Source organism: Ruminococcus sp. HUN007 (genome assembly GCF_000712055.1).
Lineage (GTDB): Bacteria > Bacillota > Clostridia > Oscillospirales > Ruminococcaceae > HUN007.
This window is the reverse complement of the sequence record NZ_JOOA01000002.1, coordinates 108497-133590: the sequence shown is the minus strand read 5'-3', so window position 1 is coordinate 133590 and position 25094 is coordinate 108497. Positions and strand designations below refer to the sequence as shown.

The 25094-nt window shown below is 41.7% G+C and carries 21 protein-coding genes and 2 pseudogenes; 6 read left to right on the top strand and 17 right to left on the bottom strand.

Going from position 1 to position 25094, the window contains the following annotated elements:
- Window positions 1-64: 64 nt before the first annotated feature.
- The 13 genes from hisI to fabV form a co-directional block, all read right to left on the bottom strand.
- Window positions 65-400 (bottom strand): phosphoribosyl-AMP cyclohydrolase, encoded by a 336-nt coding sequence (gene hisI, locus CC97_RS04640; RefSeq protein ID WP_044974037.1) that lies wholly within the window; start codon window positions 398-400, stop codon window positions 65-67.
- 12 nt (window positions 401-412) lie between these two features.
- Entirely contained in the window at window positions 413-1168 is a 756-nt protein-coding gene (gene hisF / locus CC97_RS04635; RefSeq protein WP_044974036.1) for an imidazole glycerol phosphate synthase subunit HisF, read from the bottom strand.
- A 3-nt stretch (window positions 1169-1171) separates the two neighbouring features.
- Window positions 1172-1900: a 1-(5-phosphoribosyl)-5-[(5-phosphoribosylamino)methylideneamino]imidazole-4-carboxamide isomerase gene (gene hisA, locus CC97_RS04630; protein ID WP_044974035.1), complete on the bottom strand. Its 729-nt coding sequence runs from the start codon at window positions 1898-1900 to the stop codon at window positions 1172-1174.
- Complete coding sequence (gene hisH, locus CC97_RS04625) at window positions 1897-2502, bottom strand: imidazole glycerol phosphate synthase subunit HisH (RefSeq protein ID WP_044974034.1); 606 nt, start codon at window positions 2500-2502, stop codon at window positions 1897-1899. Before hisH ends, hisA begins: the two co-directional genes overlap by 4 nt.
- On the bottom strand, window positions 2502-3092 hold the full coding sequence (gene hisB / locus CC97_RS04620) for an imidazoleglycerol-phosphate dehydratase HisB (protein WP_044974033.1): 591 nt from the start codon (window positions 3090-3092) through the stop codon (window positions 2502-2504). Before hisB ends, hisH begins: the two co-directional genes overlap by 1 nt.
- A complete protein-coding gene (gene hisC, locus CC97_RS04615) occupies window positions 3089-4147 on the bottom strand; it encodes a histidinol-phosphate transaminase (RefSeq protein WP_044974032.1) in 1059 nt (352 codons plus the stop codon). Before hisC ends, hisB begins: the two co-directional genes overlap by 4 nt.
- A gap of 95 nt (window positions 4148-4242) precedes the next feature.
- On the bottom strand, window positions 4243-5529 hold the full coding sequence (hisD, locus tag CC97_RS04610) for a histidinol dehydrogenase (protein WP_044974031.1): 1287 nt from the start codon (window positions 5527-5529) through the stop codon (window positions 4243-4245).
- Between the two features lie 19 nt (window positions 5530-5548).
- Window positions 5549-6184 carry an ATP phosphoribosyltransferase gene (hisG, locus tag CC97_RS04605; RefSeq protein ID WP_044974030.1) on the bottom strand — a complete coding sequence of 212 codons (636 nt, stop codon included), beginning with the start codon at window positions 6182-6184 and terminating at the stop codon, window positions 5549-5551.
- A gap of 108 nt (window positions 6185-6292) precedes the next feature.
- Window positions 6293-7480 carry an ATP phosphoribosyltransferase regulatory subunit gene (gene hisZ, locus CC97_RS04600; RefSeq protein WP_044974029.1) on the bottom strand — a complete coding sequence of 396 codons (1188 nt, stop codon included), beginning with the start codon at window positions 7478-7480 and terminating at the stop codon, window positions 6293-6295.
- 181 nt (window positions 7481-7661) lie between these two features.
- A complete protein-coding gene (locus CC97_RS04595; RefSeq protein WP_081849990.1) occupies window positions 7662-9575 on the bottom strand; it encodes a glycosyl hydrolase 53 family protein in 1914 nt (637 codons plus the stop codon).
- A 77-nt stretch (window positions 9576-9652) separates the two neighbouring features.
- Entirely contained in the window at window positions 9653-10297 is a 645-nt protein-coding gene (locus tag CC97_RS04590) for an EAL domain-containing protein (protein ID WP_197021822.1), read from the bottom strand.
- On the bottom strand, window positions 10257-11357 hold the full coding sequence (locus tag CC97_RS04585; RefSeq protein WP_044974027.1) for an EAL domain-containing protein: 1101 nt from the start codon (window positions 11355-11357) through the stop codon (window positions 10257-10259). The genes CC97_RS04590 and CC97_RS04585 overlap by 41 nt, the downstream gene beginning before the upstream one ends.
- Before the next feature lie 35 nt (window positions 11358-11392).
- The gene (fabV, locus tag CC97_RS04580; RefSeq protein WP_044974026.1) at window positions 11393-12571 is read right to left on the bottom strand and encodes an enoyl-ACP reductase FabV; all 1179 of its coding nucleotides are present in this window, start codon (window positions 12569-12571) and stop codon (window positions 11393-11395) included.
- Window positions 12572-12783: 212 nt separating this feature from the next.
- Between fabV and CC97_RS04575 the strand changes: the two genes are divergently transcribed.
- Entirely contained in the window at window positions 12784-14004 is a 1221-nt protein-coding gene (locus tag CC97_RS04575; protein ID WP_044974025.1) for a MurT ligase domain-containing protein, read from the top strand.
- A 146-nt stretch (window positions 14005-14150) separates the two neighbouring features.
- On the top strand, window positions 14151-14861 hold the full coding sequence (locus CC97_RS04570) for a glutamine amidotransferase (RefSeq protein WP_044974024.1): 711 nt from the start codon (window positions 14151-14153) through the stop codon (window positions 14859-14861).
- Window positions 14862-14958: 97 nt separating this feature from the next.
- On the opposite strand, the gene CC97_RS04565 is transcribed toward CC97_RS04570, so the two are convergent.
- Complete coding sequence (locus CC97_RS04565) at window positions 14959-15669, bottom strand: hypothetical protein (protein WP_044974023.1); 711 nt, start codon at window positions 15667-15669, stop codon at window positions 14959-14961.
- Window positions 15670-16050: 381 nt separating this feature from the next.
- Between CC97_RS04565 and CC97_RS04560 the strand changes: the two genes are divergently transcribed.
- Window positions 16051-16959, top strand: a complete 909-nt coding sequence (locus CC97_RS04560; protein ID WP_044974022.1) for a diacylglycerol kinase family protein — start codon at window positions 16051-16053, stop codon at window positions 16957-16959.
- A gap of 353 nt (window positions 16960-17312) precedes the next feature.
- A complete protein-coding gene (locus CC97_RS04555) occupies window positions 17313-17900 on the top strand; it encodes an NADH peroxidase (RefSeq protein ID WP_044974021.1) in 588 nt (195 codons plus the stop codon).
- Between the two features lie 75 nt (window positions 17901-17975).
- Here the strand turns inward: CC97_RS04555 and hpt are convergent, their stop codons facing one another.
- The 3 genes and pseudogenes from hpt to CC97_RS04540 all read right to left on the bottom strand — a co-directional run bounded on the left by hpt (window position 17976) and on the right by CC97_RS04540 (window position 20320).
- Window positions 17976-18479: a hypoxanthine phosphoribosyltransferase gene (hpt, locus tag CC97_RS04550; RefSeq protein ID WP_044974020.1), complete on the bottom strand. Its 504-nt coding sequence runs from the start codon at window positions 18477-18479 to the stop codon at window positions 17976-17978.
- 25 nt (window positions 18480-18504) lie between these two features.
- Window positions 18505-19377 (bottom strand): SGNH/GDSL hydrolase family protein, encoded by an 873-nt coding sequence (locus tag CC97_RS04545; protein WP_044974019.1) that lies wholly within the window; start codon window positions 19375-19377, stop codon window positions 18505-18507.
- Window positions 19378-19488: 111 nt separating this feature from the next.
- Window positions 19489-20320 (bottom strand): annotated as a pseudogene (locus CC97_RS04540) (undecaprenyl-diphosphate phosphatase).
- A gap of 334 nt (window positions 20321-20654) precedes the next feature.
- Between CC97_RS04540 and CC97_RS04535 the strand changes: the two are divergent.
- Window positions 20655-22394, top strand: a complete 1740-nt coding sequence (locus CC97_RS04535) for an ABC transporter ATP-binding protein (RefSeq protein WP_044974017.1) — start codon at window positions 20655-20657, stop codon at window positions 22392-22394.
- A gap of 607 nt (window positions 22395-23001) precedes the next feature.
- Window positions 23002-24973, top strand: a pseudogene (locus CC97_RS04530) (ABC transporter ATP-binding protein).
- The last annotated feature ends 121 nt before the right edge of the window (window positions 24974-25094 follow it).

Below are 25094 nucleotides of genomic sequence, written 5' to 3'. Positions count from 1 at the left end.
ATATATCTCCTTTATAAACACATTCAGGGAACTGCGAAAACCAGTTGGCAGTTCCCTAGAAAAATTATCCGTAAATTTCATTGAAGAAGCAGGAGTAGCTGCCTGTGTGACACGCAACTCCGGTCTGTTCCACATTTACGAGGAGTGTATCGTTGTCGCAGTCACCGTAAATAGAAACCACTTTCTGAAGATGACCGCTTGTCGCGCCCTTGTTCCAGTATTCCTGACGTGAGCGGCTCCAGAACCATGTGTATCCTGTTTCAAGTGTCTTCTTAAGACTTTCCTTGTTCATGTATGCAAGCATAAGAACGGTTTTTGTATTTACCTCATAGCAGATTGCCGGGATAAGTTCTCCCTTTACAAAGAATTTGTCGAGGTCATTAAGATCGATCTTTACCATGTGTTCTCCTTATTATCTTACTATAACACCTTTGTTTCTGCAGTAGTCCTTTACCTCGCCTACTGTAAGTTCCTTAAAGTGGAAGAGTGATGCTGCAAGAGCAGCTGTCGCTCCCGTTTTTTCGAAAACCTCATAGAAGTCATTTATCCTTCCGGCACCGCCGCTAGCAATAACCGGGATAGAGCAGTTGTCGCACACAGCCTTAAGCATTTCAATGTCAAATCCGGCCTTTGTTCCGTCAGCATCAATGGAATTGAGACAGATCTCACCGGCACCGAGTTTTTCGATAGTGTGTACCCAGTCTATAAGATCAAGATTCATATCAACACGGCCGCCGTTGATATATACAGTCCACTTGTGATCAGCGATCTTCTTTGCGTCAATACCGACACATATGCACTGGCTTCCGAAAATATCGGCACCTGCTCTGATAAGATCAGGGTTCTTTACTGCCTGTGAGTTTACTGATACCTTGTCTGCACCTGCTCTGAGGGTTTCGCGGATGTCATCAACAGTTTTTATTCCGCCGCCGACTGTAAGAGGTACAAAAACTTTCTTTGCAGTTTCGCGGACTACATCAAGAAAAACTCCTCTGCCTTCAAATGAAGCAGTTATATCATAGAAAACTATTTCATCTGCGCCCTGTCTGTTGTACTCCTCAGCACTTGCAACAGGATCGCCTACTTCCTTGATTCCTTCAAAATTAACGCCTTTGACTACCTTTCCATTGCGTACATCAAGGCACGGTATGATTCTCTTTGCAAGCATCTGTTATTCTCCTTCCGCTACTGCGATTGCTTCCTTCAGATCGAGAGTTCCCTTGTAGATGGACTTGCCACAGATAGTTCCGTAAAGGTTCATTGCCTTACAGATCTTAATGTCTTCGATAGTGTGAACACCGCCGCTTGCAATGATATTGCATTTTTCATCAGTGCCTTCTGCAAGAGCCTTAAGCTGCTCGGCATTGACTCCGGAGAGTGTTCCGTCCTTTGAAATATCTGTAAAGATAAAATACTTTACGCCGAATTTTATCATTATATTTGCAAGCTGAATGTAGTTCACATCAGATTCTTCAAGCCATCCTTCAGTAGCTACCATGCCGTTCATGGCGTCGATACCGACTACTATCTTTTCGCTGCCGAACTTATCAATAGCTTCCTTAACGAGTTTAGGGTTCTTAAGTGCAACTGAGCCGAGAATAACCCTTGAAATTCCCATTCGGAGATATTCATCAATAGTTTCAAGACTTCTGATCCCGCCGCCGAGTTCTACCTTAAGACCTGTCTTTTCTGCAACGTCAGTGTAGATCTTTGTGTTTACAGGTCTTCCCTCTTTGGCACCATCAAGGTCAACCATGTGGATCCATTCGGCACCTGCCGCTTCAAATCCCTTAGCGGTTTCAAGATAGTCAGAAGCAACTTTTTCTACAGTACTGAAGTCACCTTTGAAAAGTCTTACGCAGTTTCCGTCTTTAATATCTATAGCTGGAAGTATTATCATTTTATAAGCCCTCCGAAGTTTTTAAGTATCTGTAATCCGGTGCTTCCGCTCTTTTCAGGATGGAACTGAGCACCGTAGACGAATCTTCCGTCTGTAACAAGAGCCGGTACCTTGTCCGGATATTCACAGTAAGCAGCTATGTTTGCGTCATCGCAGTAAGCCTGGAATGAGTGAACGAAGTAAACGTACTCGTTGTCGCCCAGTCCGTCCATAAGCGGACAGTCATTTAACTTTTCGAGTTTGTTCCAGCCCATGTGCGGAATTATATAGCCCGGAGCTACGATCTTATCTACCTTACCGCCGATAAGTCCGAGTCCGTCGGTCTCCTCGAATTCATAGCCTTTTTCAAAAAGCATCTGCATTCCGAGGCAGATACCGAGAAGAGGCTTTTTCTTTGCTTCTTCCTTTATAACACCGATAAGACCGGAATTTCCGAGCATCTTCATAGCTTCCGGAAATGCACCTACACCCGGAAGAATGAGTGCATCAGCATTTATAAGATCATTCTTATCAGAAGTAAGCTTGTTTTCAAAACCCAAGTAGTCCAGTGCATTCTTAACGCTGAAAATGTTGCCAGCACCGTAATCGATAATTGCGATCATCAGAGAACTCCTTTCGTGGAAAGTGTCTTTCCGCTTTCAGTGATCTCCACTGCTTCCTTAAGAGCGTGTGCGCAGGACTTGTAGATAGCCTCGCACTTGTGGTGATCGTTTGAGCCGTACATCAGGTTTATGTGCATTGTAATGCCAGCGTTGAAGGCAAATGCCCTGAAGAATTCCTCAGTAAGGCATACGTCATAGTCTCCGCAGCTCTGGTTTGTAAATTCCGCGTTGAACACGAGGAATGGTCTGTTGCTAATGTCAAGGCTTGTCATGGCAAGTGATTCATCCATAGGAATGTAGAAAGTACCATAACGTTTAATACCTGATTTGTTTCCCAGAGCAGCTGCAAGAGCCTGTCCGAGGGCGATTCCAGTGTCCTCGACTGTGTGGTGGCCGTCAACGTGAAGATCTCCCTTTACGTTTATATCCATGCTGATGCCGCTGTGAACTGAAAGCGCTGTGAGCATGTGATCGAAAAATCCGATACCGGTATCGATATTTGCTGTTCCCTTTCCGTCAAGCGTAACTTTTATCTTAATATCAGTTTCACGTGTTGTACGTGTAACTGTACCTGTTCTTTCCTTTATCATTTCAGGATCTCCTTAAGAGCTGCAAAGAGCTCGTCCATTTCTTCAGGTGTGCCTACCGTGATTCTGAGGTGATTGTTTATTCTCGGCTTGTTCCAGTATCTGACGAAGATCTTCTTTTCCTTAAGAGCCGCAAAGATCTCTGAAGCAGGTTTTGATTTGTGTGAAGCAAAAATGAAGTTGCTCTTTGAGTCAGTGAATTCAAAACCGAGCTCAGCAAGCTTTTTCTTTGAATATTCTCTTGTTTCCACGATCTTCTTTACTGTACTTACAAAGTATTCTTCATCTTTTATAGCCTCGGCACCGCAGAGCTGTGTAAGAGGTGTCATTGTATAGGAATTGATGGAGAACTTAACGTCATTCATGTACTTAATGAGCTTTTCACTGCCTATAGCATATCCTATCCTCATGCCTGCCATTGAACGGGACTTTGAGAAAGTCTGGATAACAAGCAGATTCTCATACTTATCTATAAGTGAAAGAGCACTTTCAGCACCGAAATCAACGTAAGCTTCGTCAATTATAACTACTGAATCAGGATTTGCCTTAACGATATCCTCTATCATTGAAAGGCTTTCCTCGCAGCCTGTAGGTGCATTAGGATTAGGGAAAATGATTCCACCGTTCTCACACTTGTAGTCTGCTGGATCTATCTTAAAATCAGCTGTAAGCGGCTTCTGAACAAACGGTATCCTGTAAACATCTGCCCAAACATCATAGAATGAGTATGTTATGTCAGGGAAAAGTACCGGCTTTTCTGAATTGAAGAATGTCAGAAAAGCAACTGAAATAACGTCGTCTGAACCTACGCCTACAAATACCTGTGAAGGCTTTACGTTATATCTTTCTGCAATGGCATCAACGAGAACTGTCGCATCCGGATCAGGATAGAGTCTCATTTTATCGCAGTTATATTCGTCAAGTATCCTTTTTACCTTTGGTGAAGGAGGATACGGGTTTTCATTGGTATTAAGCTTTATTACTTTTTCTTTCGGCTGTTCGCCCGGAGTATACGGTACGACTTTGCGTACATTATTCTCCCATGAACCTGTTGACATAATTTTCGCTCCTTAAAAATACTTGCCTCTTCCTGTTATGATTTTTCATAAACTTTGAAGAGAAATCCGGAAATGTTTCCGGATTCCGTCATGCATCATTCAAATCTTACCTTGATAGCATTGGCGTGAGCTGTAAGACCTTCTCTTTCAGCGATGAGAACAATATCATCCTTTGCTTCTTCAAGAGCTTCTCTTGTGTAGTAAATAAAGCTTGAACGCTTTGTGAAGCTCTGAACACCGAGCGGTGAGAAGAATCTTGCTGTTCCGCTTGTAGGAAGAACGTGATTCGGTCCTGCGTAATAGTCGCCGAGTGGTTCTGAAGCGTACTGGCCAAGGAATACTGAGCCGGCATTGTCGAGCTTACCGATGTATTCGAGAGGATTTTCGAAGAGGACTTCAAGGTGTTCCGGAGCGATAGCATTTGCTATTTCAACTGCCTTTTCCTTGTCCTCACAGATTATAGCTGCACCGAAGTCTGTAAGTGACTTTTCGATGATTTCTTTTCTTGAAAGGTATTCCATCTGACGCTTGATTTCAGCTTCTGTCTTTTCTACGAGTGATTCGTCTGTTGTAACGAGAATAGCTGAAGCAAGTTTGTCGTGTTCTGCCTGTGACATGAGGTCAGCGGCCACGAACTTAGGATCTGCTGTGCTGTCAGCGAGAACGAGAATCTCACTTGGTCCTGCGATCATGTCGATGTCAACTGTTCCGTAGAGAAGTTTCTTGGCTGTAGCAACGAAAATGTTGCCAGGGCCTACGATCTTGTCAACTTTCGGAATAGTATCAGTACCGTATGCAAGTGCTGCAATGGCCTGAGCACCGCCTGCAAGGAACACTCTGTCAACACCGCAGAGGGCTGCAGCAACAAGGATATCCTTGTTTGGTGTACCGTCCTTAAGAGGTGGTGTGATCATGATGATCTCTTCAACGCCTGCAATCTTTGCAGGAATAGCATTCATAAGAACACTTGAAGGATAAGCAGCTGTACCGCCCGGAACGTAGAGACCAACCTTTGCAAGACCTCTGATCCTCTGGCCGAGAATAACACCGTTGTCCTTTGGTGCTATGAAGCTTTCAGTCTTCTGTCTGTTGTGGAAGTCACTGATGTTTTCGATAGCGTTTAAAAGTGCGCTTACCAGTTCTTCGTCTGCTTCTGTAAGTGCATCGTTGATTACTTCGCGCGGAACTTCAAAGTATTCAGGAAGTTTTCCGTCGAACTTAAGCGTGTATTCCTTTACTGCTTCGTCGCCGTTTTTACGCACATTATTTATTATGTCACTTACAATGTCTGTGATTTTTTTATCTGTTTCAACGTTACGTGCTTCAAGTTCCTTAAGGAACTTATACTCATCAGTACCGTTTGCCTTTATTTTCTTTATCATTTCGTAATTATCCTTTCGATTACTCTGCGATCTTCTTTTCGATCTTTTCAACCAGCGCTTCGATCTCCTGCTGGCGCATCTTCATACTTACTGTATTTACGATGAGTCTTGCGGCGATAGGAGCGATATCTTCCTTAACTTCAAGACCGTTTTCCCTGAGAGTTGTACCTGTTTCAACGATATCAACTATACCGTCGGAAAGGTCGAGAAGCGGAGCAAGCTCAACTGAGCCTTCGATCTTGACGATTTCAACGTCCATACCCTTTGCTTCAAAGAAGTTTCTTGCTACGTTAGGGTACTTTGTGGCAATGGTCTTTACTCCGAAACCACCGTAAAAGTTTACGCCCTTCTTGCCTGCGAGAGCGAATTTGCACTTTCCGAATCCTAAATTAACTATTTCAAAGAACTTGCCCGGCATTTCCATGATAGTATCCTTGCCGACAACGCCGAGGTCACATACGCCTCTGTCAACGTATGTGATTACGTCAGCAGCCTTTGCAAGAACTACTTCAAGATTTGCATCAGGAATGCTTAAAATAAGTTTTCTTCCTTTTTCATGTACCTCAGTACAGTCGAAACCGAGGCTTTCGAGAAGTCCTACTGTATCTTTTTCAAGTCTGCCCTTTGTAAGAGCTATCCTTAATGGTTTAGACATTTTATTACACTATCCTTTCGGTTTATGAACAGGTGAACACTGACCAGTGCTGAGCTGCGGGGGATACCGAAAACTCAGTACGGACAGGACCGGCTGCCGTTTATGTTCTTATATCTCTCTGATGTTTTCGCCTACTGAAATGATCTTTTCGATTTTTACTTCAGCAGCATATTTTCTTACCTTGTCAATGTCATTAAATGCACCGAGTTCTACTTTCATTCCTTCAGCTCGAAGCTTTCGTGCGTGAAGAACAGCCTTCATCTCGAAGCCTTTTTCGGCAAAGACGATTGCTTCAACTTCGCGAACAGCTATCTTTTCGTTTCTGAGTCTGATCTTTGCTACGGCATCAACATTTACTGCAAAACCTGTAGCAGGAACGTCGTAACCGAACTCGGAAATGAGCTTATCGTAACGTCCGCCGGAGATGACCGGTTCGCCGTAACCTTCCATGTATCCCTTAAGTATAACGCCTGTGTAATAGTCAGTCTTGTTTACCATACCAAGATCAACTGTAACTCTTCCCTTAAGGCCGAGTTTTTTGATATCCTTGAAAAGATCCTTAAGGTTAGAAAGTATTGCATCAGTCTTTTCATCAGAGAAAAGCTTTGAAGCCTTTTCAAAAACTTCCTCGCCGCCGAAAAGACGCGGAAGCATTTTAAGAGCCTTTGTAATGCTGTTATCACCGAATGTATCAAGGAAGTCATTAAGAGCAGGATAATTCTTCTCTTCAATGAAATCTCTGATAGTTTCCTTGTCTTCATCGGTTGCGCTGAGCTGGTTCATAAGCTCCTTGAAGTAACCGATGTCGCCTATTTCAAGTGAGTAATCACCTGTACTGCATTTTTCAAGAACAGCAGCTGCTGTTTCAATAACTTCAAAATCAGTTATTCTGTCTGATGAACCAATGAGTTCAATACCGGCCTGACAGATCTGATCGCTTCTGCCGCGCATCTGAGTGCTTACATTGAAAGCATACTGGTCGTAGCAGAGTCTGAGCGGAAGTGTTGCTTCCTTAAGCCTTGTAGCTACAACTCGTGCGATAGGCATGGTTGATTCTGGCCTTAAAACAATAAGTCTGCCCTTGCGGTCTACAAGTTTATAAAGTTCTTCCTGAGGAAAATGTCGTGAATTCAGATTGAAGACATCAAGAAATTCGATGCCCGGAGTGATTATCTCGCTGTATCCTCTTTCCATGAAAACTTCGGAAACAGCCTTTTCAACTGTTCTTCTCATTACACACTCTTTGAATAAAAGGTCGTTTGTACCTTCCGGCGTGATAAGGTTATTATTTTTCATTCTTTTCCTCATTTCTTTCTGTAAAAAATTTGCAGAACGCTTTAGCGTGCTAATATGCTAATATGATAACATAATAATATGAAAAAGTCAAGCTTATAGGATATGCATAAATACTGTCCTTTGAATTTTGTAGGTTTAAATAAAAACAGTCAGGATTCAGGACGGAATATAAGCACCGTGACTATCTGTAGTTCCCGTCGAGTATACGTTCTTTAAGCAGCAGAAGATCTGCTATATTCACTTTGCCGTTGTAATCCATATCTGCCTGCGGGAATGAAGTATCACTTAATGATGTTCCGCCCATCATATGCGAGTGCATAATCACAAGATCAGAGGCATTAACTTTCCGGTCGCCGTTAAGATCGCCCTTTATCGGATCATCCTCAGCCTGTCCGGTAAAACAAAGTTCACAGTCATCAACGGAACCGTATCCGCCTGCTTCACCGTTAAGCTCTATCCAGATACCAATTGTATCGCCCTTGTTTGCTGTAAATTCAACTACTGACTTGTTCCATTTGTCATATGCGGAAACGATACCTTCATCAGAAGCTCTGTGGTCTCCGTTTACCGATATAAGATTTTTGTAAGATGTCTTTTCGCCGGCCAGATAATCGGTAAAACGATATTTTCCGGCCTCAGGTGCTGTGTATTCGGCGTAAAGTCCGGTGTATTCAAATGCATTTGCAGAATACCAGTGTGCAGCCTTTCCGCCTTTATGAGTCATCTCATCGTTTATTTCAAACTTCGCATATTCACCGGAAGTCGTGTTTTCAAGTTTCCAGCCTGTTCCGCCGTTTTCGAATCCCGGATCGGTGATCAAATTATCAGAGGAAACTGTCTGGATACCTGATTTGATATGGCTGAAAATATAAAGTGAGTCAAGCGGCTTTCCGTCAGATGAGAACAGCGCCTGATTATCGACAGCAGAACCTCCGTACCACTGTCCTGCATCAGGGTCATATTCGGCCGCGGCTTTTGTCGCCCATCCTGATCCGTTTTTCTCCCAGAGCGCCAGATTGCCGGCACGATCATTTCCGACAGTTATCCAGGCCGGCTCCCAGTAAAAGGCACCTATTCCCTTAGGACCCACATCAGCAACTGCTTCAAACACCTTTGTTACAGCTTCAATCTGACCCTGTACGCTTATATCATAGGAAACATAGTTTCCAAGGCTGGAAGCATCGCCGATCGTATTGGCGAACTGGTCTGAATCTTCAAAAGTATTAGCCCATGATGTTTCAGCAACCATGACGTATTTGCCATATTTTGAAGCTACCTTGCTCAGTTCCGAAGTAAGGTTTTCCGGTGTTCCATGCCAGTAAGGATAGTATGATGAAGCGAAAACGTCGTAGTCCGTTTTATATTTGTCAAGATTACCGGCAATGTAATCATAGTTTCCCGATTTTTCCGGATTGGTGAAGTGCACAGCCACAAGAACCTTTTTGTCAAAACTTCTTACAGCTGAAGAACCGGCATTCATGATCCTGCAGATATTCTGCCAGTCTTTTTCACCACAGAGTCCTCCGTTTGTTTCGTTTCCTACCTGTACCATACCTATTTCCACGCCGGTACTTTTAAGTTTATCAAGGCAGTCCGAAGTAAATTTCTTTACAGCGTCGCATTTCTGATCAACTGAATAGTTCGCCCATTCCTTTGGAGCTCTCTGCTTGCCCGGGTCTGCCCAGAAGTCGGAGTAATGAAAATCCACGAGAAGTTTAAGTCCGTACTTGCTGCATCGTTTTGCAATCTCGACTGCTGTACCGATGTCGTTCGCTCCGCCGCCGTATGTAACTCCGGAATTTGTTTCCGGCTTGTTCCATATACGTACACGAATGTAATTGACACCTGCGTTTTTAAGAGTAAGAAAAATATCCTGTGGGTTTCCGTCCTTATCCTTAAAACCCACTCCGCTCTTTTCAAGAGAAATAACTGAGGAAATGTCAACACCGGCAATTGCTTCACCGCCGTTTACTGTAACACCGTTAAAAGTTACATCTTTGTACTGTACAGCAGCCAGAACAGATCCGGTGTATGAAAAACTGCTTAATGCAAGCGCTGATGCCGCAGCAAGTGCTGCAATTCTCCTTTGCTTCATTTCTTATAACTCCTTTAAAACTGGTGATTATTTAAAGACCCACGCATTTCTGCATGGGCCTTAAGAAAAATATATACTTATGTTTCTTCTGTACGGGTATTGGCAATAAGGTATTTTTCAAAATCGTCTTCAGATAATGGTTTTGAATATAAATATCCCTGGATTGCGTCGCCGCCGAGTTCACGGATAGTCCACATCTGTTCATTGGTCTCAACGCCTTCTGAAACAGTTTTCAGTCCGAGACTTTTGGCAAGATTGATACATGCACTGAACACTCTCATGTTCTTGAAATTTGTGATCGCTTTTACAAGTGACATGTCCATCTTGACTATATCAAGCGGAAGAACACTCAGTGTGTTAAGTGAGGAATATCCGCTGCCGAAGTCGTCAAGCTCTATTTTATATCCGTTTTTCTGGCATTTGGTAAGTGTTTCTACGAGCTCATCGATCTGGTCCGAGAAAAGTGATTCTGTAACTTCGATGTGAAGAAGCTGCGGAGGAACGTTCATGTCTGTGGATGCCTTGTGAAGATTATCAAAGAAATCAGGTTTCATAAAATCAAGCTTTGAAGCATTGATCGAGATCGGAACCACCCTCAGTCCCTTTTTTATCCACCTGTTAAGATTCTCGCATGTTCTGTTCCATACGAAATTGTCTACCTCTGAAATAAATCCGTTCTGTTCAAAAAACAGGGATGAACTCACCCGGAGACATAAAACCAAAGTCAGGATGCACCCATCTTATAAGAGCTTCCGCTCCTGTAAGTTCACCTGTGTTTACGTCATGTTTCGGCTGATAGAAAACTCTGAACTGATTCTGTTCAAGCGCTTCCTTCATGCTGTCTACAATACGTTCTTTTTTCCTGTGTTCGGTAAGGACAGATGCCTCATAGTGAACGATAGTCTTGCCGTATTTTCCGCGGATCGTCTGAAGTGCTAGAAGTGCACGGTCACAGGTCTCGGATATTGGTATTCCGTGTTCGATATCTTCATAAATCGCACATCTTATGCGGAGCTTGTTGATACCTGCATCACCCTTGAAGAATGAATAGGCTTCACTGACGTTAAGCTCAAGCAGTCTGCTGTTGAGCTTTTCGTCCTTGCGGAACAGTGAAACGAACTGGTCACCGGCAAATCTTCCGGCAGCAAGACATTCGTCGCCGATATTACGCATGTATTCGCCTATTGTCCTGAGCAGTGCGTCACCGGCTTCTTTGCCGTTCTTTTCATTATATCCTTTAATTCCGTCAACTTCTGATATATAGATAACGAAATCATCATCCGGATTTTCCTCAAGAATGTTATCAGCAACCCGAAAAAAGGCAAATCTGTTAAAAAGACCGGTTACCTCGTCAATATCGGAAACGATACCTGTCTCAGCATTTTCGCGCAGACTTATAAGGTTGGCTGTCTGCAGAAGAATAAGATTCTGTTTTGTGGAATAAGTTGTAAAAGCTGAAACACCTTCTGCAAGGAATCTCTCTTCTTCGTTTTCAAGCGAATCGTCTGCAATGACAATGACCGGTATCGCTTTGTATTTTTCGTCAGCCTCTGTCTGTCTGATAAACTTTATGCTCTGTTCAGTATCATCTGCTGTATCGATCACTATGAGTGAAATTTCACTGTAATGTTTCTTTAACAGTTCGATACTATCTTTACTGAACGTTGTTTCTATCAGATCATAACTTCCGGAAAACATATCTGAAAAATTATGTTTTCTGGATTTTTCTGATCTTATAACAAACAGAGTCCTTGTTTTTTCCGGACTGCTTACAATCCCCATTTAATCACCCGCTTTAATAATCATGAGTAAATACGTTATTTCAATGATGCTATGTCGTATACCGGATCAGTGTCAGCTTCATAATCGATGCCTTCTGCTCCAAATCCGAAAAGTGCAAAGAAATCGCTCCAGTATCCGTCAATATCTGCAAGATCCTTAACGTTTTCAGTATTAACTTCGTCCCAAAGCTTTTTAACTTCAGCCTGGATCTCATCTTTCATTTCGAGGTCGTCAAGTCTGATCATTCCGCCCTCATCAGTAATTGCTGAGCCGGCTTTAAGTTTATCTGTGAAAAGTCTTGTCATCTGTTCGATACAGCCTTCGTGAGTACCGTTCTTCTTCATTACTCTGAAAAGAAGTGAAATGTAGAGCGGAACTACAGGAATAGCTGAGCTTGACTGTGTAACAAGAGCCTTGTTTACCGAAATATATGCTTTTATATCGCTGTATTTAGCTGAAATAGCCTTTGATGTTTCGTAAAGATGCTTCTTCGCCTGGCCGATTGAACCGTTCATGTAGATAGGATGTGTTATTTCAGGACCGAGGTATGAGAATGCTACAGTCACTGCATCCTTTTCAATTGCATCGGCAGCCTTGAGGGCATCCATCCAGTCCATCCAGTCTTCGCCGCCCATTACCTTGATGGTGTGAAGAACTTCTTCTTCTGTTGCAGGTTCGATGGTAACTTCCTTAACTGAATTATCCTTAAGGTCTATAGTTTTGTTAGTGTAGTTTCCTTCTGTTGTCTTGAGTACTGATGAATATACAGTACCGTCAGCAGTTGTTCTTCTCGGAGCTGCAAGGCTGTAGATAACCATGTCAACTTTTCCAAGATCCTTTTTGATAAGTGCTATAGTTTGATCCTTTATCTCTTTTGAAAAAGCATCGCCGTTGATGGTCTTTGCGTAAAGTCCGTCCTTATGGGCAAATTCCTCGAATGCAGCTGTATTGTACCAGCCGGCTGATGCAGGTTTCTTTTCTGAACCTTCCTTGTCGAAAATAATGCCTATCGTTGCGGCACCGCTTGAATAAGCTGCAGCAATTCTTGATGAAAGGCCGTAACCCATTGATGAACCGATTACGAGAACTTTCTTTGCACCGCATTCACTTTTATGGGCTTTTGCGTATTCGATGCTTTTAGAAACGATTTTTCTGCATCCTTCAGGATGTGCTGTTGTACAAATAAATCCTCTTGTTTTTGGTTGAATGATCATGTCAGTGTTTAACTCCTTATCTGTAAACAATCAATAAAATACACAATTATTATACCATAAACCGACAGGATAATCAAGTAAATTGACCAAACAATTTTTAAATCATGCTATTGTGCACCTGTAAAAAAAATGTTATAATTATATTTGTGTGCACAGGTATGGTGTATACACTTTAATATTTGAAAATATAATACGGAGCTGATATAAACTCTATGAAACCAGTAAGATTTTATTTTGCTTTATTCTGCGGAAAGCTTACGATACTGCTTCTTAAGATGCTGAAGAAAAGAGCTACCAATTTTCCGGGATCAGTTGTTCTTACACTGTGTCCGGACTTTCTGAAGTATCTTGAAAAACCTGAAAAAATAATAGCAGTTACAGGTACCAACGGCAAGACAACATGCAGCAACATGCTTCTTGATATTCTTACCGATAACGGCTACGACTGTACAAACAATAATTTCGGCGGCAATGTTGATACAGGTATATCTGCTGCCCTGCTCAAGGACAGCACTCTCACAGGCAGAGCCACAAAGAAATACTGCGTACTTGAGATAGATGAACGCAGTGCTGTAAGAGTCTATCCTTATGTTCAGCCGGATATTCTTATAGTTACTAATCTTACACGCGACTCATACAAGAGAAACGCACACGTGGAATATATCTTCAATATTCTCAACGATAATATTCCGGACAAAACACATCTTATTCTTAATGCGGATGATCTTATTAGTTCTTCACTGAAGAAAAACAATTCAAGAACCTATTTCGGCATGGAACCTTTCAGCGGTGAACAGCTTATAGGAAATAACATAGTCCGCGACATAACAGCATGTCCTGTCTGCAGCTCGCCGCTCGAATACAGTTTTCTTCGCTACAATCATGTAGGGCGTGCAAAATGCTCGAAGTGTGATTTCTGTTCTCCTGAGCCTGATTTTGACACAACAGAGCGTGTATTTACACCGGACGGCCGTGCGGACATCAAGGTTCTTCATGAGGGAAAGACTGAAGAATATAATGTTCCGTGCGAAAACACGATCAATCTTTACAATGCAACAGCTGTTACAGCGGCTCTCAGGACATTCGGATTAACTGAAGAACAGCTTGCCGCTTCGTTCAGGAAAATAAACGTTGTCCGTTCACGTTACGACGTTACCGAGGAAAAAGGCAGAACTCTCAAATGCATCATGGCAAAGGGGCAGAACCCTGTTGCCTGCTCGCACTCGCTTAACATTGCAAGAAATACTCCTGACACTGCCGTGATCCTTCTCTGGGACGATTATTATGACAGAAAGGAAACTTCGGAAAACACAGCCTGGTACTATGACGTTGACTTTGAATTCCTTGTAAACGACAATATAAAGCAGATAATCGTAGCCGGAAAAACGGGCAGGCGACCTGCTTTTAAGACTTCTTGTTGCCGGTGTTCCTGAGGAGAAGATCCGCACAACAGAGCACGAAGTTGATGCTGACAAGCTTCTTAATCTTAAAATATCGAAGAATATCTACATTTTCTTTGATATGTACGTTGATCAGTACAAGGAGATCCTTAAGGAAAAAATAAAGGAGATGATGAAAAATGCAGATTGAAGTACTTTACCCTGAACAGTGCAATCTTTTCGGAGATTCCGGAAACATACGCTACCTGAAAAAGTGTCTTCCGGATGCTGAATTCATTAATACTTCTCTTAACGATACACCGTTTTTCGTTACCGGTGATCCTGATATGATCTACATGGGTGCATGTACAGAAAGCAATCAGGAAAAGATAATTTCCCGTCTTATGCCTTATAAGGAAAAGCTTAAGGAAGCAATAGACAACGGAAAGGTCATGCTTTTCACCGGAAATGCCCCTGAGATCTTCTATAAATATATCGAAAAAGATGATAAAAGCAAAGTTGAATGCCTCGGCATATTTGATCTGTATGCGAAGCAGCGTATTTTCGAAAGATTCAATACTCTTGTGCTCGGAAGTTTTGACGGAAAGGAAGTAGTCGGCTTCAAGACTCAGTTTACTCAGATATACGGAGATAACTCGGGAAATTATTTTGTAAAGGTCGAACGCGGCGCAGGAATCAACAGGGAGTCAAAGCTTGAAGGCGTTCACGTAAATAATTTCTTTGCTACCAGTATGGTAGGACCTCTGCTGGTCATGAATCCTTATTTTACTGAGTACCTGATGGGCAAACTCGGTGTAAGTGATCCGAAATGTGCTTTTCGTGAACAGTCTGTTAAGGCTTATAAGGACAGAATCACTGACTTCAGAACATGCAGATGTGTTACTGAATAAATTTATAAGTGTTCCATGAATAATAAAAGGACGGACAGGAATCCGCGTTAAGCGCTTTTTCCTGTCCGTTATTTTTTGTTTCCTGTGTACCCTGCTTTCATACTGCACCTGATCTGTTCATGTTTCTTGAAAGATATATATATCCGGCAAGTTTTTCAGGCGAGCAGTCACGCAGAATACTCATTGATGAAGCAGCCAGAACATTCAGATATGTCTCAAAGCTGTTGTAATAGTCTTCAGACGGATTTTCCGGATAATCGTCAGTCTCATTATCTGAAAGTGAATCTTCGTAAAAATCATCTGTTTCTCTGATCTCTTCCGAATCAAAGTCATAATTGATGCCGTATTCCGGAGCAAGCGCGGAAAAAAGTCCGCCGGCAAAATCTTCATATTCATCATTATCATTTGTGTAGCTTATTTTTCCGTCCCTGAATTCCACACATGTTATGAAAATGCTGTAGAAGGTTCTTACGAGCCCGAGCTCCTCGTTCAAAGCTCTGAATATGTCTTTTATATCTTTTTCTGAATAAAGATACCGCATAATGCTATAAACATTGTCACCGGAACTGAAATATTCTGTAATATCCTCGTCGCCGTCAAAGCATATATTGATAAATTCATGATAGATGCTTATTATTGCAAACGCTTTTGAAAAAACATATTTAACGTCTTCTTCTGAATCATATACATTCAGGCCGCGGTAATCCATCAGTCCCCACATGAGCCTGTACCAGTACATATCGTGACCGTTTTCCCATATTCCGGCGCTTTCAAATATATCGCGGATATCATCCCATTTCAGTTTCATAACATTTCCCCCTTTATATCAAGTATCATAATAACCCTGATCAGAGCAGTGATCCCCTCTGAAGTGAAAACACAGTAAGATTTTGCAGACGAAACCTGCAGCTTCTTATGTTTTCATACATCTGACTGTAGTTGTACAGTTTAATCCCTGATACTATTATAGCATATTGCATAAATTATTGCAATAGTCCACAGCTGATTTGTTTATTATATAGATCTTCCTTTTGGAAATGTTCCGGTATTTGTGCTTATATATGTTCGAAACTGCGGAAAACGGATATGATTCATAATAAGTGCTATTGAAAAAAAATACAATTTGATATATAATAAATAAAGAATACAAAGCAAACGGAAATATCGTATTTTCGTAAAAGGAGTAATAATGAAACACGTATTTTTTATTTATAATCCCCGCTCGGGAAAAAAGACCATTGTAGCTAAAGTAACAAAAATAATCGACAGGCTCACCAAAGCCGGCTATGATGTGACGGTAAGGCCGACACAGAAACGCGGCGATGCAACAGAAACTGCTGCGAGAATATGCACGGAAACTACTGATCCGTACTATGATTTTATTCTCTGTTCAGGCGGCGATGGTACATTAAACGAGGTAATAAGCGGTGTTATGAACTGTGAAAGGAAACTTCCTGTAGCATACATACCGGCCGGATCCACTAATGATTTTGCGCACAGCCTCAATATACCTGATAATGCAGATGATGCTCTTCAGTCTATTCTTGCAGGAACTTACTTTCCTGTTGATATCGGAAGCTTCAACGATAAGTACTTTACATATATTGCAGCCTTCGGTGCATTCACGGAAGTGCCTTATGAAACTTCCCAGCAGCAGAAGAACATTCTCGGTCATGCAGCATATCTGCTTGAAGCGATGAAACATATCAAGAATATCCAGTCGTATAACCTCACAGTCACATACAATGGTAATTCAATAACAGATAATTTTGTTCTCGGCATGATTTCCAATACAGCGTACGTCGGAGGTCTGCTGTCCATGAATGATTTTTCTCTTGATGACGGAATGTACGAAGTAACGCTTATACGTACTCCTGGAAATCCGATCGAACTACAGAAGATCCTTTCTTCCCTTCTGAATATATCACAGGATATAGATACGGAACATGTACTTTACTTCAAGACTTCAGAAATTCTGATCACGTGCAACAGCGAAACGGAACTTAAATGGACTATCGATGGTGAATCCGGCGGCGATCAGCGTGAAGTCCACATTGTTAATAACAGAAAAGCAATTAAATTTATTACAAGCAGATGATCATTTACCAGAGGCTCAGAGATAATTCTCCGGGCCTTTTTTCTTATCATGTAAGTCATAATTCCGCTATACTTCAGCTCCTCTGAATCTGCTGTCCGGATTTGGTCATTTTATATGAAATATACACCGAATATTGTATAGTGTCAGGTGCGGAATTTCATCGAAAATCTGTTGACATTATATATGCTTTTATGATATACTACTAAGAACACCTGAATGACAACACTAAAGGAAATATGACAGATCCGTCATATCGGATCGACAGAGTTTTTTTCTGTTTGCATATTAAAACGAATTTCAGTTATGTTTTAAGTCAGGTAGTTTTATAATAATCAATTCAGGAGGATACAAAAATGGCTAAATGGGTTTGTCCGGTTTGCGGATATGTACACGAAGGAAATGAACCACCAGCAGAATGTCCTGTATGTCACGTACCAGGTTCACAGTTCAATAAGGTTGAAGGTGAACTTACACTTGCTTCAGAACATGAATTCGGTGTTTACGCTAAAACAGTAAAAAACAACAGCGCAATAAGCGAGGAAGACAAGAAGTATATCTTCGAACAGTTACAGGCTAACTTTAACGGCGAATGTTCTGAAGTCGGCATGTATCTCTGCATGGCAAGAGTAGCATACCGTGAAGGATATCCTGAGGTTGGCGCTTACTGGGAAAAGGCTGCTTTTGAAGAAGCTGAACATGCTGCAAAGTTTGCTGAACTTCTCGGTTCTGATCTTGAAAGCAAGATGACAGCTTCAACAAAGGAAAACCTTAAATGGAGAGTTGACTGTGAATTCGGCGCTACTCAGGGCAAGACAGATCTCGCAAAGTGCGCAAAGAAGAACAATCTTGATGCTATCCATGATACCGTTCATGAAATGGCACGAGACGAAGCAAGACACGGCAAGGCTCTCAAGGGTCTTCTTGACAGATACTTCGGCTGATCGTAACCGTAAAAGCTTAAAATAAAACAGCTTCGCACCTCATGTTATGTGGTGCGAAGCTGTTTTTGTTATGTTTTAACTGATTATGTATCCTACGTACGGCAGTTCACGGTATTTGCTGTTATAGTCCATACCGTAACCGACAACAAAGTAATCATCGATCTCAAATCCAGCGTAATCAGCCTGAACATCTTCAATACGGCGCTTTTTCTTGTCGAGAAATGTACAGACCTTAATTGATTTAGGCCCCTGTCTGCTGTAAATATCAATAAGTGATTTAAGCGTGATGCCGGAATCAACAATATCTTCGATCAGAAGTACATCTTTTCCTGTTACGTTTATATCGCCGCCGTATGAAAGCTCGATTTTCCCGCTTTCATTTGCACAGGCTTTTATACAGTTCAGCTGACATGACATTCTGAATTCCCTGAGAAGGTCAGCTGCAAAGAACATGGAACCGTTGAGCACACATAAAACCATAAGCTCGTCTGTACCGGAATAATCGCGTGAGATCTGTGAAGCGAGTTCTTTTACTCTCTTTGAGATCTGATCTTTTGTAAAAAGGCATTTTATCCTCATAATAACGTCTTTCCTTTATATTTTATTAAATCCATTCAAGCATAGCAAGCATATAAGTAAGCAGATGATCATAAGCTTCAGCAGCGAGATGGATACCGTCACCGCTTGAGAAGTCCTGAATCAGGTAGTTGTCGCTGCCTTTCAGATATCTGGCTGCATTAACATAAAAAACTTTATCATCCTTAAGATCGAAAACAAGTTTTCTGAGTGCTTCATTATACTGATCTATAGTTTCGTTTTTAGTAAATGTGGTCTGCCTTGATACCGGCGTTATTGCACATGCTATAACAACGGATTCAGGAGATGCATTTCTTATCTCATTTATAAATTTCTTATAATCTTCAGAATACTGTTCTGCAGTGCGTATATTTATATCATTCATTCCGAGTGAAACAAAAATATATTTCGGCTTTTTTCTCTGAAGAATATCTGTGATCCCTAGTTCATAGCCCTGATAAGTAAAACTGCTTTCAAGAACGTTTCTGACTCCGATGGATCCAACTGCCAGAACATTGTCCTCCTTCAGTCTTCCGTAGACGCTATAGCCTTTGCAGATCGAATCGCCGATAACGGTGACATCATCAAGATATTTTTCATTGATGAGAGATACATCATCAGGTGCAAGAAGAACGCTTTCTAGCGGAAGCTCAGCTTCAGGTCTGAATTCGAGCGTTGAACGGATTTCAGAGTAACTGAGGTCTTCTGCCTCCGGTTCAGACTCTTCTTTTTCTTCAGTAACTGAGCTTTCAGACCGGGAAGATTCGATGAGTCCGCCTGGTTTATCTTTGTTACGGAGAACCTTTGCCGTGCATTTTACCATGTTTACCATAGCAGCAATGATAACGATCAGTAACAGAAGTGCAGTTATCTGCCTTCTTCTGTATTTATCGATTTTCATAGCATGATCCCCTTTCAGTTTTAATATGCATAAACAAACCAGTCATCAGCTGTATTTTTTCGGTCCGACATCTATTCAGACAGACCGGATTTACAGAGATTATTTAATTGATCAGAGATTTCTGAATACAAAATAAAGAAGTACTATAACGCCAAGCGCGATTCTGTACCAACCGAATACTTTGAAATCGTGCTTTTTGATGTATCCCATAAGAAATTTAATTACGATTACTGATACGAGAAAAGCGACGATCATGGCAACGGCGAGCAGTACAGCCTGCGCTGATGAAAAGTCAAAACCGAATTTTACGATCTTAAGAAGACTTGCTCCGAACATGACCGGAATTGCAAGAAAGAAAGTAAATTCAGCTATGACCGGTCTTGAAATTCCTATTGCAAGACCACCCATAATTGTGGATCCGGAACGTGAAGTTCCAGGAAAAACTGCAGCAAGGAGCTGGAATATTCCAATCAGTAAAGCGTCTCTGAATGTAATATCAGAAAGACTGTTTACTCTTGGTGTTTTTCCCTTGTTCTTTTTTTCTACAAATAAAAATGCAATACCTACAACGATAAGTGCAGTAGCTACTGAAGGAAGATTGTAGAAATATTTTTCAAAAACATCATCCCATAAAAGTCCGACAACAGCAGCTGGAATACATGCTGCAAGTATCTTGAACCAGAGAACAAAAATATCCTTTTTGATCACAGGCTTTTCTTTAAACGAAAAAGGAAATATTTCCTTCCAGTACAGTACAACTACCGCCATAATAGCGCCGAGCTGTATCACGACATCAAACATGCTTTTGAATTCTTCTGATTCATTCAGCCTGATGAATTCATCAAGCAGGATCAGATGGCCGGTACTGCTTACCGGCAGCCACTCAGTAATTCCTTCAACAATTCCGAAAAAAAACTGCTTTGAGGATCTCGATAAATGACATTTGCTAACCTCTTTCCTGAGGAATTCCTGATGAAAAACATTTGTAAAGCAAGAAGACTTTACACACAGTGTTTCGGTATTCCTTCAATCATTTTTTAATAGTCTACATCATATGATAACATATATAAAGTGATTTGTCACTAATTTTTTAAAAAAAAATATGCTGTTGACATATTTCGGTTAAAGTGTTATAATATTATCTGTGTGACTTTAGGGGACGAAAGTGTAGTTTTTCGTCTGATAAAGGCGGGTTAAGCGCAGTTTATGTCAGCTGTGTTTAATGCTGTTTTTAGATTATTGGAGAACAGTTTACTATTTCAGAAAGGATCTTTTGAATGATCAAAACCTTGCTCGGGTGTGTCAGAGAATACAAAAAAGCCACGCTGCTCACACCATTTTTTGTTTCACTGGAAGTAGTCGTTGAATGCCTGCTGCCTATGGAAATTGCTGCACTTATTAATAGAATTCAAAGTGGCTGTGATATGGGAACTATTGTGAAATACGGCCTTATTCTTGTTTTAATGGCCTTTGTTTCACTTTTATTCGGGGTTTTGTCCGGTAATTACTGTGCCGAAGCAGGCTGCGGATTCGCCAAGAATCTCAGACATGACTTATACTATAAAATACAGGATTTTTCATTTAAAAATGTAGACAGGTTTTCAAGTTCAAGCCTTGTTACTCGTATGACAACAGACGTTAATAACCTTCAGATGGCATACATGATGGTTACGAGAGTTGCAGTACGGTGTCCGTTTATGCTTATTTTTGCTTTTGTGATGTCAGTAAAACTCGGCGGTAAGCTTTCTCTGATTTTTGCTGTGGTGATTCCTCTTCTCGGATTTGCTCTTTTTAAAATAATCAGTGTTGTTCGTCCTATCTTTGTCAGTGTTTTCAGAAAATATGATAAACTCAATGAGTCTGTTCAGGAAAACATTAAAGGTATGCGTGTAGTAAAATCTTTTGTACGTGAAGAATATGAAAAGAAAAAATTCAATGCTGCTGCGAAGGAAGTTTGTGATGACTTTACAAGAGCTGAAAAACTCATTGCTCTGAATACACCTTTCATGCAGCTTGCTATTTATACTATTATCATATTCATATCATTCTTCTGCTCAAAGCTCATCATTTCCGAAAACGGTGCTGTTATCAAGATCGGTACCCTTTCAGGTATGCTTGTGTACTCCATACAGATACTTATAAGTCTTATGATGGTATCAATGATCTTCGTAATGGTTACTCTGTCAATCGAAGCTGCCAACCGTGTGGCTGAAGTTCTCAGAGAGGAAAGCGACATTACAAATCCTTCATCACCTGTTATGAACGTTCCGAACGGTCAGGTCGAATTTGAAAATGTGTCATTCCGTTATGAAAAGAGTTCAGGATATGCTCTTGAAAACATAAATTTAAAAATAATGACTGGTCAGACGATCGGTATAATCGGCGGAACCGGTTCATCAAAAACGACTCTTGTAAATCTTATTTCACGTCTTTATGATGTAACAAAGGGTCGTGTTCTTGTCGGCGGTCATGACGTCAGGGATTATGATCTTGAGACACTCCGAAATGCAGTTTCTGTAGTACTTCAGAAAAATGTGCTTTTCTCCGGTACTATCAAGGATAACCTTCGCTGGGGAAATCCTGATGCTACTGATACTGAGATCATTGCTGCATGCCGGCTTGCAATGGCTGACGAATTTATTGAACGAATGCCAGACCGCTACGATACCTATATCGAGCAGGGCGGTACTAACGTTTCAGGCGGACAGAAACAGAGACTCTGTATTGCAAGAGCGATCCTTAAAAGACCTAAGGTACTTATTCTGGATGACTCGACCAGTGCTGTTGATACCAGAACAGACGCCCTTCTTAAACAGGCTTTCAGAACTGCTATTCCTAATACTACAAAGATCATCATTGCTCAGAGGATCTCTTCTGTTCAGGACTGTGATTTTATAATTGTAATGGATAACGGACGAATTGAATCATTCGGTACCCATGAAGAGCTTCTCGGAAAGAGTATGATCTACCGTGAAGTATATGAATCACAGGTGAAAGGAGGCAGTTTAAATGGATAATAATTATTACAGAGGAACTGCCGTTACCGGTCCGAATGGACAGCCTTCCCAGAATCAGAGCCCTACAGCTGCTTTCGCAGCGCAGAGACAGGCGTATATTAATTCTGTACAGAACAGAAGACCCGTTTCACCTTCCGTTCAGCTTGATCAGAACGGAAGACCCGTGCCATCTTCAGTTCAGCTTGACCAGAACGGAAGACCGGTTACACCATCTGTTCAGCTTGACCGTAACGGAAGGCCTGTTTCACCATCTGTTCAGTTAGACCAGTACGGCAGACCGGTACAGAGTAATACTGCTTCCAGTCCCACAGCTGCTTTTGCAGCGCAGAGGCAGGCTGCTATCAATGCTGCTCTGGCTCGTCAGATGCAGAACGGAAGACCAGTCTCCCCTTCTGTACAGCTCGATCAGAACGGAAGACCTGTCAGACCGTCCGTTCAGCTTCAGTCATCACAGGCTGCCCCAGTAAGAGCCGGCGGACCTCCAGCCGGAGTTCCGGGCGGTATTCAGAACGGTAAATCCGGAGGACCGGAAAACAGAAGAGCCGGAGGTCCTCCGCCGGGTGTTCAGGGCGGGCCTCCCGGAAGAAAACCGGGCGGAGCTCAGGGTATGGGAAGAATGGGCGGCCCGAAAGGCGGACCAAGACCGAAAATTGACAAGGGTACTCTTAAAAGGCTCATTTCCATGCTTTTCGAAGAATACAGGAGTGCACTTACCCTCGTAATAATCTGCATGGTTGTTGTATCTTTTGTCGGCGCCGCGCCTTCTGTCTTTACTGAAAGGATCGCATCAATTATTACTGACGGACTTAATACTATCTCAGTTAATCATTATACTGAGAAATCCCAGTTTGTCGAAGTTTACAGATCACTTCGCCCTCAGATCATAAAGACTTTAGCTGCCATGATCGTAATTTTTATTATCGGTCTTGCAGGTTCTTTCCTTCAGACAAGACTTACTGCTGTAATTACTCAGGGCTTTCTTTACAGACTTCGTAAAAAGGTATTTGCTAAAATGCAGAGCCTTCCGATAAAGTATTTTGATACTCATAACCACGGTGATATCATGTCTTATTACACAAACGACATTGATACTCTCAGACAGCTTCTTTCACAGGCACTTCCTAATGTTATTTCATCAGCTATTACTATTACTGTACTTCTTTGTGTAATGCTTTATTACAGTCTGTGGCTGACACTTACTGTCGGAATTGGTGTCTGCGCAATGTTTATGGTAACCAAAATTGTCGGAGGAAATTCAGCACGTTTCTTTATGCAGCAGCAGATGTCCCTGGGACGTACTGAAGGTTTTATTGAAGAAATGATCCACGGGCAGAAAGTAGTTAAGGTTTTCTGTCATGAAGATATTTCAAAAAAAGATTTCGACAGACTGAATGAACAGCTTTTTGAGGATGCGAGAAGTGCAAATAAATTTGCCAATATTCTTATGCCTATCATGGGTAATATAGGTAATATTCTTTATGTACTTGTAGCTTTTGTCGGTGGTGTATTTGCGCTGAACGGCTGGATCAATCCTTCTGTCAGAGCAATTACCGAAGGTGAAAAGCTTCTCACCATACCTGTTATCATTACTTATCTCAATATGACAAGACAGTTCTGCCAGAATATTTCGCAGGTGTCACAGCAGATAAACGCTGTAGCTATGGCGCTTGCCGGAGCAGACAGAGTATTCCGCGTACTTGATGAACCATCTGAACAGGATGAAGGTTATGTTGAGCTTGTAAATGCCGTAAACAGAAAACGGATATTTAACTGAAAGTACAGTAAGAACCGGAATGTGGGCATGGAAACATAAACACAGCAACGGATCTGTTACGTATACTCCTCTTCAGGGAAATATCATATTTGAAAATGTCGATTTTGGTTATGTCCCTGAAAAGACTGTTCTTCATGATATTTCACTTGCTGCTCATACCGGTCAGAAAATTGCTCTTGTCGGATCTACAGGTGCAGGTAAAACAACTATTACGAACCTCATAAACAGGTTCTATGATATTCAGGACGGTAAGATCCGCTACGATGACATCAATATTGAAAAGATCAGAAAAAATGACTTAAGGCGCTCTCTCGGAGTTGTACTTCAGGAAGTAAATCTTTTCACAGGTACTGTAATGGATAATATCCGTTACGGTAAGCTGGATGCCACTGACGAAGAATGCATCGCTGCTGCCCGTCTAGCCAATGCAGATGATTTTATCAGAATGCTGCCTGAAGGATATAATACAGTTATCAAGGGCGACGGTTCTGATCTTTCACAGGGCCAGAGACAGCTTATCTCAATTGCTCGTGCAGCAATTGCGGATCCTCCTTTAATGATCCTCGATGAAGCTACAAGTTCGATCGATACCAGAACGGAAGTTATAGTTCAGAAAGGTATGGATGCCCTTATGAAGGGACGTACGGTATTTGTTATTGCTCACAGGCTTTCAACTATCAGAAATTCTGATCTTATTCTTGTTATGGAACAGGGACGTATAATTGAACGCGGTAATCATGAACAGCTTATCGCTGCACGCGGAACATACTACAGACTCTATACAGGAGCTTTCGAGCTAAAATAATAAAGGAAAATTAAAAAGTCTTTAACACAGACAAACCCGCCTATCCTGCTCACGTAAATACGTGGGTCCGGATAGGCGGGTTTGTTTTCGGAGAGTTTTTTAACCATCCCTTTTATTTTAC